General features: G+C 48.9%; 12 protein-coding genes. 7 read left to right on the forward strand and 5 right to left on the reverse strand.

The features are described from left to right. The first annotated feature begins 5 nt into the window (after positions 1–5). Both wecB and ACZ5BI_RS08180 read left to right on the forward strand, forming a co-directional pair. The gene (gene wecB / locus ACZ5BI_RS08175) at positions 6–1,073 is read left to right on the forward strand and encodes a non-hydrolyzing UDP-N-acetylglucosamine 2-epimerase (protein ID WP_464896140.1); all 1,068 of its coding nucleotides are present in this window, start codon (positions 6–8) and stop codon (positions 1,071–1,073) included. An 88-nt stretch (positions 1,074–1,161) separates the two neighbouring features. Continuing rightward, positions 1,162–2,226, forward strand: a complete 1,065-nt coding sequence (locus tag ACZ5BI_RS08180) for a glycosyltransferase (RefSeq protein ID WP_464896798.1) — start codon at positions 1,162–1,164, stop codon at positions 2,224–2,226. Between the two features lie 119 nt (positions 2,227–2,345). Here the strand turns inward: ACZ5BI_RS08180 and ACZ5BI_RS08185 are convergent, their stop codons facing one another. Then, positions 2,346–3,917: an asparagine synthase-related protein gene (locus ACZ5BI_RS08185; protein ID WP_464896141.1), complete on the reverse strand. Its 1,572-nt coding sequence runs from the start codon at positions 3,915–3,917 to the stop codon at positions 2,346–2,348. A gap of 103 nt (positions 3,918–4,020) precedes the next feature. On the opposite strand from ACZ5BI_RS08185, the gene ACZ5BI_RS08190 reads away from it, so the two are divergent. Next, a complete protein-coding gene (locus ACZ5BI_RS08190) occupies positions 4,021–5,109 on the forward strand; it encodes a glycosyltransferase family 4 protein (RefSeq protein WP_464896142.1) in 1,089 nt (362 codons plus the stop codon). A gap of 81 nt (positions 5,110–5,190) precedes the next feature. Next, a complete protein-coding gene (locus tag ACZ5BI_RS08195) occupies positions 5,191–6,225 on the forward strand; it encodes a glycosyltransferase (protein WP_464896143.1) in 1,035 nt (344 codons plus the stop codon). 122 nt (positions 6,226–6,347) lie between these two features. Here the strand turns inward: ACZ5BI_RS08195 and ACZ5BI_RS08200 are convergent, their stop codons facing one another. After that, on the reverse strand, positions 6,348–7,526 hold the full coding sequence (locus tag ACZ5BI_RS08200; protein WP_464896144.1) for a glycosyltransferase family 4 protein: 1,179 nt from the start codon (positions 7,524–7,526) through the stop codon (positions 6,348–6,350). 226 nt (positions 7,527–7,752) lie between these two features. On the opposite strand from ACZ5BI_RS08200, the gene ACZ5BI_RS08205 reads away from it, so the two are divergent. Then, complete coding sequence (locus ACZ5BI_RS08205) at positions 7,753–8,862, forward strand: acyltransferase (RefSeq protein ID WP_464896145.1); 1,110 nt, start codon at positions 7,753–7,755, stop codon at positions 8,860–8,862. A 49-nt stretch (positions 8,863–8,911) separates the two neighbouring features. On the opposite strand, the gene ACZ5BI_RS08210 is transcribed toward ACZ5BI_RS08205, so the two are convergent. The 3 genes from ACZ5BI_RS08210 to ACZ5BI_RS08220 all read right to left on the reverse strand — a co-directional run bounded on the left by ACZ5BI_RS08210 (position 8,912) and on the right by ACZ5BI_RS08220 (position 11,680). Then, positions 8,912–9,508 (reverse strand): acyltransferase, encoded by a 597-nt coding sequence (locus ACZ5BI_RS08210; protein WP_464896146.1) that lies wholly within the window; start codon positions 9,506–9,508, stop codon positions 8,912–8,914. Positions 9,509–9,573: 65 nt separating this feature from the next. Continuing rightward, complete coding sequence (locus ACZ5BI_RS08215; protein WP_464896147.1) at positions 9,574–10,194, reverse strand: hypothetical protein; 621 nt, start codon at positions 10,192–10,194, stop codon at positions 9,574–9,576. A 55-nt stretch (positions 10,195–10,249) separates the two neighbouring features. Continuing rightward, a complete protein-coding gene (locus tag ACZ5BI_RS08220) occupies positions 10,250–11,680 on the reverse strand; it encodes an NlpC/P60 family protein (RefSeq protein WP_464896148.1) in 1,431 nt (476 codons plus the stop codon). A 657-nt stretch (positions 11,681–12,337) separates the two neighbouring features. On the opposite strand from ACZ5BI_RS08220, the gene ACZ5BI_RS08225 reads away from it, so the two are divergent. Further along, positions 12,338–13,639 (forward strand): nucleotide sugar dehydrogenase, encoded by a 1,302-nt coding sequence (locus ACZ5BI_RS08225; RefSeq protein WP_464896149.1) that lies wholly within the window; start codon positions 12,338–12,340, stop codon positions 13,637–13,639. Positions 13,640–13,657: 18 nt separating this feature from the next. Then, complete coding sequence (locus tag ACZ5BI_RS08230; protein ID WP_464896150.1) at positions 13,658–15,736, forward strand: DUF6541 family protein; 2,079 nt, start codon at positions 13,658–13,660, stop codon at positions 15,734–15,736. The last annotated feature ends 21 nt before the right edge of the window (positions 15,737–15,757 follow it).

A 15,757-nucleotide genomic window follows, 5' to 3' on the forward strand; every position in this document is an offset into this window, starting at 1 on the left:
ACCCCATGAAGGTTTTATCTGTAGTTGGCGCTCGCCCCCAGTTCGTTAAACTTGCCCCCATCGCAAAAGCGATGGAAAAACAGGGAGTGGAACACATCATTGTCCACACCGGGCAACATTATGACCCGATGCTGTCGGACGTGTTCTTCCGTGACCTGGGTATCCCCTCTCCCGATGAGCATTTGGGGATAGGCAGCGGAAACCACGGCGAGCAAACCGGAAAAATGTTGATCGCAATCGAACCAGTCTTACAGAAATATCAACCGGATTGGGTTTTAGTTTATGGGGACACTAACTCGACCTTGGCCGCCGCAGTGGCAGCGGTGAAACTGCATCTGCCGCTCGCCCATTTAGAGGCGGGGCTGCGTTCTTTTAATCGCCGGATGCCCGAAGAACACAACCGGGTATTAACCGATCACGCCGCTGACCTGTTACTGGCTCCCACTGCTGTCGCAGCCGAGCATTTACGTAACGAAGGTTTAGCGGAGCGCACCGTAGTCGTCGGAGACGTAATGACGGATGTGGTATTACAGGTTAAGGAACAGGTTAAGGATAAGTCCTCCCCGATTATGGAAGAGTTTGGTTTTTCTGAGGGCGCATATCGGCTGGCCACCATTCACCGCCCTGATAACACCGATGATAAAGCCCGCCTTGAACAGATCCTCAATTCCTTAGCTGACCTAGATTTACCGACAGTTATATTGGCGCACCCGCGGCTGGTGGCAAAGTGTAAAGAACACGGTATTGAACTGGGACGCAGGAACCTACTTGCACATCGGCCTCTCGCCTATCCGGAGCTGGTAGCCTCTGCCCTGCATTCGGCGGGAGTAGTAACAGATTCCGGGGGGCTGCAAAAAGAAGCGTTCTTACTGGGTACCATGTGTACCACTGTGCGTCCTGAAACTGAGTGGGTAGAGACCGTAGAACTTGGGTGGAACCAGCTAGTAGAACCAGGAGACGCCCTAGTAAAAGCTGCCCAGCGCACTCAGGCAAAAGCCACCGATAAGACCCCTTACGGAGACGGAAAAGCAGCCAAGGCAGTGGTAAAAACCCTGCTTAGTTGGGAAGGGTGAGGTTCACATGCGCGTTTTGTGGGTTCCTTCCTGGTATCCAACCGCAGATAATCCAGCGAATGGAAGTTTCTTCTCAGAGCAAGTTGATATGCTTCGCCGAGTTGGCGTAGACGTTAAGGTAGCTGTCACTAGTAGTGCCAACACCTTGAAGCTGGACAATTTCCGCGCATTGCGCCCCAAGCCAATGCCTGACGGCTGTTTTCTGAGTGTTCCAGTGATTCCCAGATCCATCATTCCAGGTGATTCTGATATCGCTCGGCTCTCCGCTTACCAAATAGCAAATTTTTTTTCTGACCAAGACTGGATACCAGATGTTATCCATGCCCATTCGGTTTTCCCGGCGATCCTAATAGCACGACAACTAGCACGAGTTTGGAAGGTACCCTTCGGGATAACTGAGCATCGACCTTCGACGCTTACCATTAATCCCCAAGGTTTTCGCTATAGAGCCATTAAGCAAGCGGTAACTAGAGCAGCTTTTCGCCTTACGGTTTCTGGCGATATGGCGAGCGCACTCACTAGCTTTTACCATTCGAAACCGTTTATCCCCTGTCGGCTACCAGCTGCAAGTAGCTTTTTCGATCAAGACCTTTACAGGGGAACTTCCGAAAAATTCACTTTTGGTCACGTCTCTTCGCTGGATAGTAATAAGTGTCCTGCCAACATTATTAAAGCCTTTTCTCAACTTGAAAACACCAAGGCGTGTGAGCTGAAAATGGCAGGGGGAACCCTGGATGAAATCAGTGACCTACAGGCATTAGCCAAGAGTTTAGACATCTCTACACAAGTAACATTTTTGGGACAAATACCTAGGAGTGACATGTCAGAATTGATGTCTAAGCTTGACTGTTTTATTTTGGCTTCAACCCGGGAAGCTGGAGGAACGGTTCTTTCGGAGGCACAAGCGTGCGGGACCCCCTGTATCTCTACGAGAACTCCGGCAGGAAACTTTGCTATTAACAGTTCTAATGGTTCGCTTGTCCGCATTGGGGATATCGCTAGCCTCAAAAACGCTATGCAACGTCATTTAGACCTTGGAAAACCCAGTTTAAAGCTGCGAGCGGCAATCAGGGAGCAGGCGCGCGATACCTGCTCACCACAGGCTTTCTGCATAAGACACATTAACTGCTACCGAGAATGCATAGCGAGATAACGACGAAGTCACTCTTCCAGGTACTTATTCAGCAACTACTGGACGAGACGTAATGAATTGATAGCCGCTATGGGGTTTACAATTATTATAATGTTCGGGAAGAGAAAACGAAAACTTGCTTATCCCTCGGGAACCACCCGCTGTCCAGGTACCCACTCGTTGGCGATGAAGAGTTCACTGTATATGCCCAGCGTCCGGTAGCCCCGCAATAATTTTATCTCAAATTCGCGTTGTGTTAACTTACCTGCCAGAGCTTCAAAAGCCATTGGGTGGTGCCGCTCAGTGCGAATACGCGCCAGGTTAGTCAGCAGATTTAACAAGCCGACCGCACTAAGAACTGATTTAATCTTCCGCTTCCGTTCCGGTTCAATCTTTCCAGCTCGAGGCATGAAGTAATCTATATCAGAACCGAATGTACGCTCGAACTTACGGTTAATAAAATCGATATAGTACCTGCGATCTGCCGTATGGAGTGCTCGCGGACCTGCCAGCCATGTTTCCCAGGAATCGGCTGTGAGCATGGGCAAAGCCCAGTCATACCCGAAGTACTCATATCCCCTCATTGAGTTATTTATGTAGCGTGCCTGGCGGGAAATTAAATTAAGCTCCACCAAAGCCTGGGAATTACGAGCTGAGTTTCTTGGTTCCCACTTTTCCTCCAAGAACTGTCGGATTTTAGTCTGGAGGGATGAGGGAAGTTCAGTAACCTTGGTCTTTCCACGCTGATTGAAGTGATGTGTGGTTATTAAATCCGCAACTTCCCGAATGGACAATCGTCCGGAGAAAATAAGTTCGTCGTCATGCTCATTTCCAACGATAGTGTGTCCGGGAAGAATCACAGCATCTTTATCAACCTTCGAATCTGTCTTAAGTTCGTGCAGAGCGTACCAATCTTGAATATGTGGAAGTGCCTCACCACTCCAGGTTGCCCGCAGAAAGTCTCCCGTCTGCGGCTGTAGCCATAGCTTATGCACCTTGGTTCGGTTGAGCTCAATACCACGCCATTGGTATCCCGCACTTTTGGCTACCTGCTTAGAGATTCGCACTTCCGGCGACCCGGGCACACCGTAGGTAAAAGTAAAAACGTTACTTGCCCCCACCTCTTTGAGTGCTAGCAGTATCAGACGCGAATCGGCACCTCCCGAAAGAGGTACTACTAACTGGCGCCCCGAAGCAGCCAGAGGTTCAAATTGTTGGAGTACTACTTCATAAAAATATTGCATATAGTCCAATGGTTCTGCATCGGACTCCTCATATTCCGTGGGCATTCGGTATGAATCTACAACCTCGCCGCTTTGCAAATTAGTTACCGTTCCAGCGGTAACGCTCGACGCTCCAGCTATTAAGGATTGCGAGCCAAGCAGATAACCACTCTCCAGAAACTCTCTGGCAGAAATGGTATCTAGACGCGGTGAATCTATCTCACCCATCAAAGGTGTTGGAGTGGAAGAGACCAGAAGATCTCCATTTAGTGTGTAAAGTATCGGGAAACTCCGCAGATTGTCTGTGATACCGAATATTCCATCAGAGTTCTCTACTACTGCGGCCCAATGCCCACGCTGTGCCAAAGCCCAATCTACGAGTGAACCAGCGGAGTCCTCTGGGCGCTGACCCAAGTTGGCTCGCCAATAAACTCGCCCTATCCGTAGGTCGTAAATCTCCCATAGATCGCTATCAACAATCTTCATCATTTCTCCGCTAAGTCCCGGCATTGTTTAGGGTTATAATAGTGCAGTCATAACTCGTGGTCGAATCCATTGAGTTACCTTAATTCGAAGAACGGAGTACCTCCAGATGCGTGTTGTGATGGTAACCTCCTGGTTCCCAACTGAAAAAAATCCTTCCTCCGGTACGTTCGTGGTTAAAGATTGCCAGGCTTTAGCTGCTGGAGGTGCGGATATTAATGTAGTACATCTCGTTTCCCCGCAGCTAGATGATGGAAGTAGACATCTTAGGGTACACGGTCTGAAAACAGTACGTATCCCGATGGCAACATACAACCCATTTTCCATAGTCCGTGCACGCCTTAGACTCCAGCGATACATAGAAGCGGCAGATATAGTACACACCCAAGCAATTTCAGCCATTGAGCCCTTTGCTTTTCGCGCACCAGGAAAGCCCTGGGTACATACCGAACACTGGTCGGGACTTTCTAACCCACAAAGTCTTCCTCCAAGCTGGCAGAAAATTCAGCCTGCCTTAAAGCAGCTGGAGCGGTTTCCCGACGTGGTGGTTGCAGTAAACGAGTACCTTGCAAAACCGATTCGACAAGTACGCGGAGCAAAACCTGTAGAGGTTATTCCATGCCAAGTACCTATGCCTACCTACCTGGTACCTCGTCGTACGAAGCGTGACTCGTTACGGATCATCTCCACAGGTGGATTAATACCACGAAAGCGACCACTCGTAGCCGTTGAGACCGTTGCAGAGTTAAACGCTAGGGGGCGCAAGGCAGAGCTACTGTGGCTCGGTGATGGACCACTGCGAGCTGACGTTGAGCAGCTAGCTAGTGCCCAAGGAGTAAGGCTAACTCTCCCCGGTCATGTTGCAGCCTCTGAAGTACAAGAAAGACTGGGACAATCGGATATTTTCATTGGTCCTACAGAAGCTGAAAACTTCTTTGTCTCTGCAGCGGAAGCTATCTTAAACGGCAGACCAGTGGTCGTGAGCGACATGGGCGGTCACCCCGAATACGTGAATCCCGCCATCGGGGAGATAGTATCCGGCACTGACCCTAAAGACTGGGCCGATGCTGTGCAACGTGTGGAAGCAAAAACTGCCGCTATAACTTCCGAAGAAATTGTTGCTACCATAGGGAATCGCTTTTCACCCTCTAGTGTCGCGGACGCATATTTTGATCTCTACTGCAATATACGGGGATAAGAAATGCCCGCAATGGTCTTCCACACCGCCTACCGATTAAACCCTGATTCCGTCTCGGCCTCCGCAATTAGACCAATACAGATGAAAGCTGCTTTCACACAGGCAGGTTTCGAAGTTTTTGACCTCACTGGCACTGCGAGAGAACGTAGCATTAAGTTTAGAGAGCTAAAATTACAGGTAAAGACGGGAAAGAAATTCGATTTCATGTACTCGGAGTCCGCTACCATCCCACCGATGCTTGGTGACCCTAATCATTTTCCACACCCTTTTTTAGATGCGCAGATATTCGCCTGGTTCAAGCGCAACGGTATTCCTCAATCGGTTTTCTACCGGGATATCTATTGGCGTTTTGATGAATATGTAGAGCGAGTTGGCAAGCCGCTCGCGGCAGTTATGCGACTGATATACCGGATGGAATTGTCTCTTTACCGCAGGTATATGACTAGAATTTACGTTCCCTCGCTGCAGATGGCAGCAGAAATTCCACAACTTGTTGACACACGGGTTGGCGAGCTACCACCTGGCGGAAATACCATCGATGCACAGGCTGAAAATTATCCAATACGGCTTCTGTATGTGGGTGGTATCGGAGCCCATTATCAACTTCACGAACTCGTGGCAGCAGCAAAGGTAAACCCTGATTTTTTTCTAACAATCTGCACTGCGAATAATCGTTGGAATGAAGTTGCAAACGAGTACGATATATCTGGCTGTAGCAACATTCGCGTGGTACACCGCAGTAGCGATGAGCTACTAGATTTGTATCGTAATGCCAATATAGCTGCGATAGTTGTCAATCCTACTCACTATTGGCGGTTTGCTGTGCCGGTGAAGTTATTTGAATACGTTAACTACGGAAAACCAATTATTGTAAGCTCCGGTACTTTGGCCAGCCAGATAGTAGCCGACAACGAATGGGGTTGGGTTATTAACAATGACCGTGCAGATATTGAGCGAACGCTTCGTTACCTCGCAGATTATCCGCGACAGATTACCCAAGCCACTGAACGAGTATTGGCAAAGCGTTCGGAGCATACTTGGGAGGCACGCGCCAAAAAAGTGGCTGCAGACCTCTCAAACTTCTCGCCTGAGAGTTCTACTGCGGATCTTACCTAGAATCAGCTGTTCTTTAACCTTGCAAGGCGATAGTAGCCGCACTTCGCATATTAATAAACTACTGCGGTGAAGCATACTAAATTCTCGGAAACGGATTCGTAAAAGTAGTGCGTCCATTTTTACTATTTAGAGGTACAATTTATCAAAACTTGTGTTACTGCTTGACTACTCTTCACTAATGACTTATTTTCTAGCACCCACCCACGCTGCTTCTCAGCGTTGAAGATTACAGAGGGCGCAGCAGCAATTTTTTTGAATGCCCCTGCCAGACTGAAGGGAGAGTAATCAGCGCAAATTCCGAGGCTGTGAGCCTCAATATCTTCACGTGCCGGTCCCGGTCCCGCATAAATCACCGGAGTTCCACACGCTAAGGTAGAGAGCACTTTCGTGGGGTAAGCATGGTCATATCCAGCTCCGGCTTTTATGGATACAAGCCCAGCGTCCGCGCTCGCTATCCAGCGTGCAGTTTCATCTGGAGGAAGCGTTTCCAGGACGTGTACCCGGCCTTTTAGTTCCGGTTTTGCTGCCTGTTCCTGAAGTAGACCCCAGTCACTGCCTTTACCAAGGAACACCAGATGGTGAGGAATTTTGTCGATGACCTGAGCCAGAGCAGAGATAAAGATGCTGGCGCCTTGCCATTCGGAAGCGGTGCCGGTGTAAATAAAATACGGCGCGTCCCCTAAACCAATAACTTCTCTCTCAGCGCTTGATAACGGCTTTACTGCGTTGGTAAAGGTATCAGTATCTATTCCATTCGGAATCAGATGCACCGACTTTGCACCCATTACCCGCGCAGTCTCAGCAATCTCTTCATTAACCGCGATTACTGCTGCAGCACCCCGAACCGCAAATGCTTCTAATGCTTTTACCGCTTTTACAACGATATTAGGGGCAAAGGATGCGCTGGCCGCTCCCCACAGATCTGGCAGGTAATAAACATAGGGAACCCCAAGGAGCTTGTTGGCAATCCGCATGAAAAACCCGGTAGTAGGCGGAGGTTCCACTAAGGTTACGACAGCGCGAGACGAAAATAAGACTCGAAAAAATGCGGGAATATCGAAACTAAGGTACTGCAGGTACCCGCGTACGTAACCTTCTTTATCACGCAGCACCGGGAAACGCCGTACCCGGTCTTGATCAGAGACCGGCACTCCCGGAGGCGCTGTGGTGGTCACCACCTCAACTTCTATGCCTTTTTCCCGTAACGCCTTGGCTACCCCCGCTAAGCGGAAAGAGGCAGCAGCAGCCTCCGGCAAATAAATCCGAGAAACTATCCTAATGAAACCGCGACGCTCACCCACCACAACCTCCCTGTAAAAATTTTCTGCAAGTCATAGAGTCCATAATTTCCTGTATATACTAAGTCTTTCCAAAATAACATGGCGAAATACTTGGGTTTTTCTATAGTAATATCATTATTCGAGCCCCGAGATTCGGTAATATCATTTCCGAAACCTATGAAAAAGTTTAGGTAATACATTATAAGAGGAGGTGTCCTGGCGCTCACGACTTAGGCCAAGGACAGCGATGACTAATACTTCTTCCAACCGTTTAATCTGGGCTGATGCCCTCAAGGTATTTGCGTGTTTGTTTGTTGCCTGTCTACACAGTAGCGCATTGGCACTCACCGCTTTTTCAGCAGCTCCTCCCCTAGTAGGAACCGCCAACTGGTGGATGCTAGTAATCCTCAACTCAATCTCTAGGTTTGCTGTACCCGTTTTCTTGATGGTAACTGGAGTTTTTCTCCTTTCCCCAAAAAGAAAAATTGCTGGGCAAAAACTGTTTTCCTATATTCGCCGGATCTCCTTTGTACTCATTGTTACCTCCCTAGCCTGGGCAACAATTGAACTCAGCTGTGGACTACCAAATCAAGAACAAACTTTTCATTCATTTCTGCGCATTACGCTCGAAACTCCTTATCATATGTGGTATTTGTGGGCGCTTCTTGGCATATATGTAATAACACCCGTCTTGAGGCAGATAGTAAAAGACAAAGCCGCCTTGATGACCTCGCTAATTGTAGGAGGCGTAATTGTTTTTGGCCACGGACTTGCGAACCAATTGGGTAACGAGGGCGCGCAGTTACTGAATCATAAAGCTATATCTTTATTAGAGCTAATTGATTCAAAGGTTTCCATCAGTCTTGCTGTAACCTTTCCTTGTATCTATGTATTGCTAGGATACTGGTTGGCTAACACTGACCTTCGACACCGTTCCCGCAGACTCCTTTATGGCTGTTGTATATTTAGTTTCTTCGTGGCTGGATGGTTAATTTGGCGAACCGATACCATCAATGGTGCACATATTGCAGACGTAACGAACACTAACACTAACATCTTCATCGCAATCTGTTCGGCGACAGTATTCGTCTGTTTTAAGGGAATACGGAAATTCAGCTCACCAGTGATGCTAGTGACTCGCCTGGTAAGCCCCTATCTCTTATGGACCTACGCGATTCACGCAGTTGTGCTGGAAATGCTCCGTTTACTAACCCCCTTAGATGCCTTCTATCTATATACAGGGGTAGCCGGCGCTATCGCTGTTGGAATACTTGTATTCGTTGTTAGCGTGCTTTTGGCAAGAGCTATTGAACTGTCAAAATCCATTCTGCGTAAACCTTTAAGCAAATCGAAATAAAATTAACATTTTGCCTGCTTTAGATGGTTACTAATGAAAAATCAGCCTCTTAGATTTCCTCTAGCTCATTATTAGAAACTTCACGAAAACGCTTACCGGACTGGGGGCACTCATAGACACCCTCTTCGCCCGCAACTGGCTGCAGCTTTACTCCTGCTGGCCCTACCCAGCCAATGCGGCGCGCCGGAACCCCGGCTACTAAGGCATATTCGGGAACATCTTTGGCGACTACTGAACCTGCCGCCACCAGTGCCCAGGCGCCGATGGTTACTGGTGCTACGCAAACTGAGCGGGCACCAATCGCCGCTCCCCGCTTAATAGTGACCCCCACCTGTTCCCAGTCAGAAGCAGACTTAATTGAGCCGTCCTCGTTAATCGCACGCGGGAAGTGATCATTGGTCAGCACCACTGCCGGCCCAATAAACACTCCGTCCTCTATCGATGCCGGTTCATAAACCAGGGCATAGTTTTGCACTTTGCAGTTATCACCCATCTGCACGCCCTCGCCGATATAGGCGCCGCGCCCAATGATGCAATTTCTCCCCAGCTGCGCATTTTCGCGCACCTGCGCCAAATGCCAGACGCTGGAGCCCTCCCCAATCCGGGCTTCGGGAGAAACATCTGCACTATCAACTATGCGGGTCATATAGTTACCTTTCAGTGGCTTTTTATAGGTAGTTTATCTACAAAAGTAAGCGAGCATAAAACTTCCTATCCATAGAGAACTGGCCAGGTGGGCATACACCAACTGACTTGATCCAACAGTTTATCTAGCTGCTCCGACTTCTTAACATATTCTGGGTTCTGTTCGGGAGTTTTACCTTCTTCAAGCTGCCGTTGTGCTACCGACCCATCGGTATATTCGGGAATTTCTCCCGTAATTAGCTGCGGTTCCAGGTCTACAATCTCGCGCATATTTTTTATTGCCTTGTTAGCAGATTCATCTTTCCTTGCGGCTTTTTCAAACTCTGCGTAGTGCTTCGGAAGAATCGTTAGAAACTTCGCCCACTCAGGTGTTGCGTTTTCAGTTCCAGAACCAGGATTATTTTGCTGAGCTCGTATCTGTGCTGCGCGCCCTGTGAATGCTTTACCCTCCGGGGTTTGCTGCAATAGATCACTCAAAATTTTATCCATGGCAGCGCATCCCTGCGAGCCGGCTCGTATCTCCGGCAAGTTAGCGTTAGGCCCCACAGACGCTTTAATCTGCGGGCCACTCGGCTGAGGAAGGGATTCTTGCCCGGACCGAGACCAAAAAAACCAGACCGTTGCTACTACTACCAACGCTATGACAGTAACTACCCCAACGACGATACCAAGCTTCTTGCTGCGCATAGTTTATGAACGCACCTCCTAACAAAACACTAGCTAGTAGCTACAGTTATTCCCGTTAGCTCGCCAACGGCCGTACAACGTAGGGAGCGATACTACCCCAGTTATAGAGAGCTCGTTGCCGGGCATGACCATAGTTAGATTCAATGATTTGGTTTGACCCTAGGTAGATAGCTACGTGGTAAATACCGCCGCGTCCTTGCCAAAAGATTAAATCTCCTGGTTGCCTGGCACCAAACCCGACTTTTTGCAAGCGTGGATGTGCATACAGCTGTTTGGAACTGCGATAGGTAGGCGCTGCATGGGCAATAACGTTGATGGGTTGTGGGTCAAGTCCTGCCCGGTAAATCGCTTGGAGAGCCAAACCGGAACAGTCATAACCATCTACATAACCACCAGCACCTCCCCAAGTATAAGGACTTCCAACTTGTTTCCTGGCAAAGGTAAGCATCGCGTTAAGCCGTTGGTTACGGTTAGCGCTTAAAGGCACTGGCGTCATACGGAAATTATCCATAGTCCAAGAGCGAGAAGTCATCCTTACCCAAGTCCGATAATCGACAATTCCGTTAGCGCCTAACTTGTACCGTCGCTGAAAACGTTTGACCGCATTTTCCGTACGTTTATCAAAAGTCATGCTGGAATTCAAAGGCGGTGTCCCTACTAGGCGACCGCGAACTTCCCGTACCTTGGTGCCATTCCAGCCAAGGCGAGGCACCACCGTTGATCCCGCTGGGCGAATTGCGCTAACGGGTTGCAAATAACGGGCCGGGGGACGCCATCCAGGTTGGGGAGATGAACTGTGGCGGTGTACCGTATAGTAATGGAGTTTTCCCTTACTATCGACTGCCGTGATCCCCCCACCTTGCGACATATCAATAGGTAGAATCTGGGACATTCCATTCCAGCCGTGACCTACCTGAGCAGCTGCAAAATCAGTCCCAGCCGAGTTGGCGCGATAAAGATACAGATAGCCTGAAGAATCAGTCGCCAAGAAATCTGATTTTCCGTTACTATCAGCGTCCCCAACGCCCATCACTCTGGTAAAACGGCTCCAACCGTATCCTAGCTTGACCGAGCCTGCAAAATTCCCTCTATTATTGGCAAAAGGATAAATATGCATACGTCCAGCAGTATCCACCGCTAGAACTCCAGCTTTGTTACCTATGGTGCGAGGCATAAAGGTCAAAGAACGCATACCAGACCAGCCGTTACCAACTTTAACCCCGGGTTTAAAATACATAGCCCCTTTACGAGCCTCGTAGTAGTAAAGATCGCCATTGGTTTTTCTACCCAATAAATCTGTTTTGCCGTCTTGGTTTATGTCACCTGCCACCACATAATCAAAAGTTCCCCACCCTTGACCAATATTAGCAGTGGCACTCACTCCCCCACCAGGAGTTCCTGAGTAGAGTCGAATGATAATATCATTGTTACGCGGAATGAAATATAAAAGATCAGCGTGTCCACTACCTAGGTAATTATTCAGCATTAGAACTCCGTTAGCGCCCCAACCCTGACCTATCTGTTTCTTGTAATAAATGCTGATTCCCGAATAACGAGAATTGGTCAACGGTTCGTTATTACTTGGAGGCAGAGAACCCGGTAAAACCGATGATCCGGTGTATGGAACTTGAACCGAGCTTTCCTCCGCCTGGGGAGTAGGGGCCTCCGCCTGGGGGCTAGAGGTTTCAGAGTCGGAATCCTGAATCTCCAGACCATCGTTACCACTTCTGTCGGCAAAATCGTTAGAGCTTTGGGATGGACCCGGCGTGTTTACACCGTCCGTACTAGCACTTTCTGTAGATGAAGGAGACTGCGGAGCTGGTGGAGTTGTTACTTCCGCAGCATAGGCGGGCACCGTTGCCAAAACTAAACTGGCGGCTGCGGTAAAACAGGTCAGCCCTCTTATCATTCTGCTTTTACCAGTCATAACTGAGACCTCACTCCACGATCTGTATGGGGACAATATGCAGTATATACAGTTTAGATTAAAATTTTTACATCATTAAAAGAAACAGGGACTACGTGAGCAGCGAAAACCTGGATAAGTTATTTTCTCTCAGCAGGGAATGTGAACTGTTTGCCCATTCCCGCGTAAAATAGACTCACAGTTTGTTGAGTTGTTGAAGACCTCAAAGGAGTTTTCATGCGCGTAGCAGTTGTGGCAATGGGAAAAATCGGCTTGCCCCTGGCAGTACAGTTTGCCTCTAGCGGACAGGACGTGATTGGGGTCGATGTTAACGAGAAGACCGTTGACCTGATTAACCAGGCTAAAGAGCCTTTCCCGGGAGAAGCTCACCTGCAAGAAAAACTCTCTGAGCTGGTACCCGCGGGAAAACTGCGCGCTACTACCAACTACGCAGACGCTATCCCCGATGCAGATGCCATCGTTTTGGTAGTTCCCCTGTTTGTCAACGACGAAACCTGGCAGCCAGATTTTGGTTGGATGGATCAAGCCACCCGTTCCATGGCGGAGCATCTAACCCCTGGAACTTTAATTTCCTATGAAACCACGCTGCCGGTGGGCACTACCCGAAACCGTTGGAAGCCGCTGATCGAAGAGATCTCTGGTTTGAAAGAGGGCGAAGACTTCCACCTGGTGTTCTCTCCCGAACGGGTACTAACTGGGCGGGTATTCCAGGATTTGCGCCGCTATCCTAAGCTGGTCGGCGGACTATCCGAAGCGGGCACCCAGGCGGCAATCAATTTTTATGAAAGCGTGTTGCAATTTGATGAGCGCCCCGATCTGCCTCGCGAAAACGGGGTTTGGGACATGGGCAATGCCGAGGCTGCGGAGATGGCGAAACTGGCAGAAACTACCTATCGTGACGTTAATATCGGGCTAGCTAACCAGTTCGCCGTCTACGCGGACAAAGTTGGTATTGACGTACAAAAAGTAATCGATGCCTGCAACTCGCAACCATATTCTCACATTCACCGCCCCGGGATTGCGGTTGGCGGACACTGTATTCCGGTTTACCCGCGCCTGTATCTATCTACCGATCCTGATGCCTCCGTGGTTCGGACCGCGCGTACCTATAACGCTGGGATGCCCGAATACGTAGTTTCCCGTGTTGAGGAAGTGCTAGGGGATCTCAAGGGCGTAAAGGTGGTGGTACTGGGTGCTTCCTACCGGGGTGCTGTTAAAGAAACCGCGTTCTCGGGAGTGTTCGCTACCGTTGACTCCTTGCGCAAGCGGGGGGCGAAGGTACTGGTTCATGACCCCATGTTTAGCGACGAGGAACTAGCGGGCTTCGGTTGGGATGCCTACCACCTAGGAGAAGAAGTTACCGCCGCCATCGTGCAGGCTGACCATGCCGAATACAAAACCATCAGCGCCAAGGATCTACCCGGCATCAAGTTGCTATTTGATGGTCGCCGGGTAACCGATCCCCAGCTGTGGAAGGGTACCCCCCGCATGGTTATTGGGGATCAGGCTTCCCGCTAAAACTTAGCTCCGAACTCCATGGATATTCTTACTCCAGCTACACCTGAGCAGTTTTTCTACAACTGGTGGCTATTTCCGCTCCCACTTTTGGTTGCCTTGGCAACAGTGTTCTTGCCAGGACTTGCCGTTGGTGCCCAGATTGGTTTGCGGAGGAAGTGGCTCTGGGCTTGGGCGCCCGCAGCTTCAGTTACCATTGCTGCTGTAACTGCGATTGTTGCAGGAAAAATCGGGATCACCTGGGGATTCTTACCACTGCTAGTGATGACCCTGCTTGTGCTACTGGTCTGTTGGATGGGAAAGTTTGTTCGTGGAAAATTTCGTGGCACTCCGCGTGTTTTTCCAAAAGACACTTCCCTGCAAACGCCTCCAACCCCCAGTAAGGATTGGCAGATTCCCGCGACTTTTCTAGCGGTCTTTATTCTTGCCACTATCTGGTTCGCCACTGTCATAAAACTACCGGGTGCTTTCGCTCAAAGCTGGGATAACGCCTTTCATCTAAACCTGGCGATGATGTTCACCCAAAACGGTAACGCTTCTACCTTAGCGGCGAACATCGTAGGAAAAGACCCCACAGGTTACTACCCGGCGGCCTGGCATGGATTAGTGGCCTTGATAGCCAGTGCCTGCAGTCGATCAGTGGTAGTGGCGACCAACGCATTGACCATTGTCGTTGCTTTCTTAGCTTGGCCGCTAAGTATTTATACATTTACTTCGGAGGTCACCAGAAATAAGGTAGCCACTACTCTATCGATTCCGCTATCACTGGCTTTCCCGCAGTTTCCCCTGGGGTTCATCGGATATGGCACTCTGTACCCAAACTTGTTGGGATACACTTTTATTCCTCTTTGTGCCGCGCTACTAATTAACTGTTTACGAAAATGGCCTCACCAGATTATCTATAAGCTATGTTTAACAGTAGTCGCCGTTACAGCAGCGTCTATTAGCCATCCAAATTCGATTTTTGTAATCGCAATATTCTTTGTAGTCATTACCTGGTGGTTTACGCTTCGCGCAATACTGAAAATATTAACTAGCGCGAAAAAAAATAAAGTAATACAAACCCTATTCGTATTGGGCTGGTCCCTACTTTGGTTTGGAATATACGTTTCCTGGGATCGGTTCTGCTATCGTATAGCTTTTATTCACGCAATGCGGGGACCGGAAGCATATAACTTCAACCCAGTATCAGAAACCTATAGGAAAGCTATCAAAGATCTACTTTTATTAACTGGCGGCACCGGTTTCAACAACTCTTTCCAGTACTCATTACTGCTCTTAGTGCCTTTAACAATCTTACTTTGGGTGGGTTTCTTTAGAATTTCTCGTTTTCCCAGACAATGGTTACTGTGCTTTACTTGGGTACCTCTAGCGTTCTACTACCTAGTAGTTTCCGGTATGCAAAACATTAGTTTAAGACGCTACTTTGTGGGGGTCTGGTACAACGATGCTCCGCGAGTATTTGCGCCTATCGTATTTGTCGCAGTTCCTCTCGCTGCAATCGGAGCCGCTTGGATTTGGAGTTTAATCCTCAGGTTTGTTCCTAAAATCCGTTCCGCCAGAAAGAAAGCAATGGTACTTCCTCTTTACGTGGCGTGCCTAGCTCTTTTTACTATTTGGGGACCGCTACCTCTAAAATCTACAAGCCCCTGGGTATTCTCGGCTTTTGCGATTCCAGAACCTAACGTAGATGGAGAGCAGCTAATCGACACCGACGAGCTGGAACTGTTATTCTCACTGCCGGACTATGTACCAAAGAATGATGCCGTGCTGGCAAATCCCTGGGAAGGTGGAACATTCGCCTGGGCTATTGGAGAACGAAAAACAGTATTTCCCAAGATATCTGCAGGCATATATCCCCCCGATCTTGGCGTATTAGCAAAGAATTTAGATCCTCAGAGTGACCCTCAAGTTTGTAACAAAACCAAAATGCAAAATTCGTATTATTTGCTTGAACTAAGAAACCAGTATCTTTGGGGAGGCAGTGGCTGGGGAGCCGAAAAACAATATCCGGCCCTTGACGTTATCGATTCGGTTAATTCAAAACTCGTGAAACAAGTTGGACAGGCCAAATTACTGCGTTACCAGGGCTGCCAGTAGGAACGGCAGTGAGCTACCAAA

Source organism: Varibaculum sp. GTC20041, assembly GCF_055387755.1.

Excerpts from the sequence above, each read along its gene's own strand:
- wecB (WP_464896140.1), top strand. The coding sequence starts at position 6 with ATGAAGGTTTTATCTGTAGTTGGCGCTCGCCCCCAGTTCGTTAAACTT.
- ACZ5BI_RS08180 (WP_464896798.1), top strand. The coding sequence starts at position 1,162 with ATGCTTCGCCGAGTTGGCGTAGACGTTAAGGTAGCTGTCACTAGTAGT.
- ACZ5BI_RS08185 (WP_464896141.1), bottom strand. The coding sequence starts at position 3,917 with ATGATGAAGATTGTTGATAGCGATCTATGGGAGATTTACGACCTACGG.
- ACZ5BI_RS08190 (WP_464896142.1), top strand. The coding sequence starts at position 4,021 with ATGCGTGTTGTGATGGTAACCTCCTGGTTCCCAACTGAAAAAAATCCT.
- ACZ5BI_RS08195 (WP_464896143.1), top strand. The coding sequence starts at position 5,191 with ATGAAAGCTGCTTTCACACAGGCAGGTTTCGAAGTTTTTGACCTCACT.
- ACZ5BI_RS08205 (WP_464896145.1), top strand. The coding sequence starts at position 7,753 with ATGACTAATACTTCTTCCAACCGTTTAATCTGGGCTGATGCCCTCAAG.
- ACZ5BI_RS08210 (WP_464896146.1), bottom strand. The coding sequence starts at position 9,508 with ATGACCCGCATAGTTGATAGTGCAGATGTTTCTCCCGAAGCCCGGATT.
- ACZ5BI_RS08215 (WP_464896147.1), bottom strand. The coding sequence starts at position 10,194 with ATGCGCAGCAAGAAGCTTGGTATCGTCGTTGGGGTAGTTACTGTCATA.
- ACZ5BI_RS08220 (WP_464896148.1), bottom strand. The coding sequence starts at position 11,680 with ATGCTGAATAATTACCTAGGTAGTGGACACGCTGATCTTTTATATTTC.
- ACZ5BI_RS08225 (WP_464896149.1), top strand. The coding sequence starts at position 12,338 with ATGCGCGTAGCAGTTGTGGCAATGGGAAAAATCGGCTTGCCCCTGGCA.
- ACZ5BI_RS08230 (WP_464896150.1), top strand. The coding sequence starts at position 13,658 with ATGGATATTCTTACTCCAGCTACACCTGAGCAGTTTTTCTACAACTGG.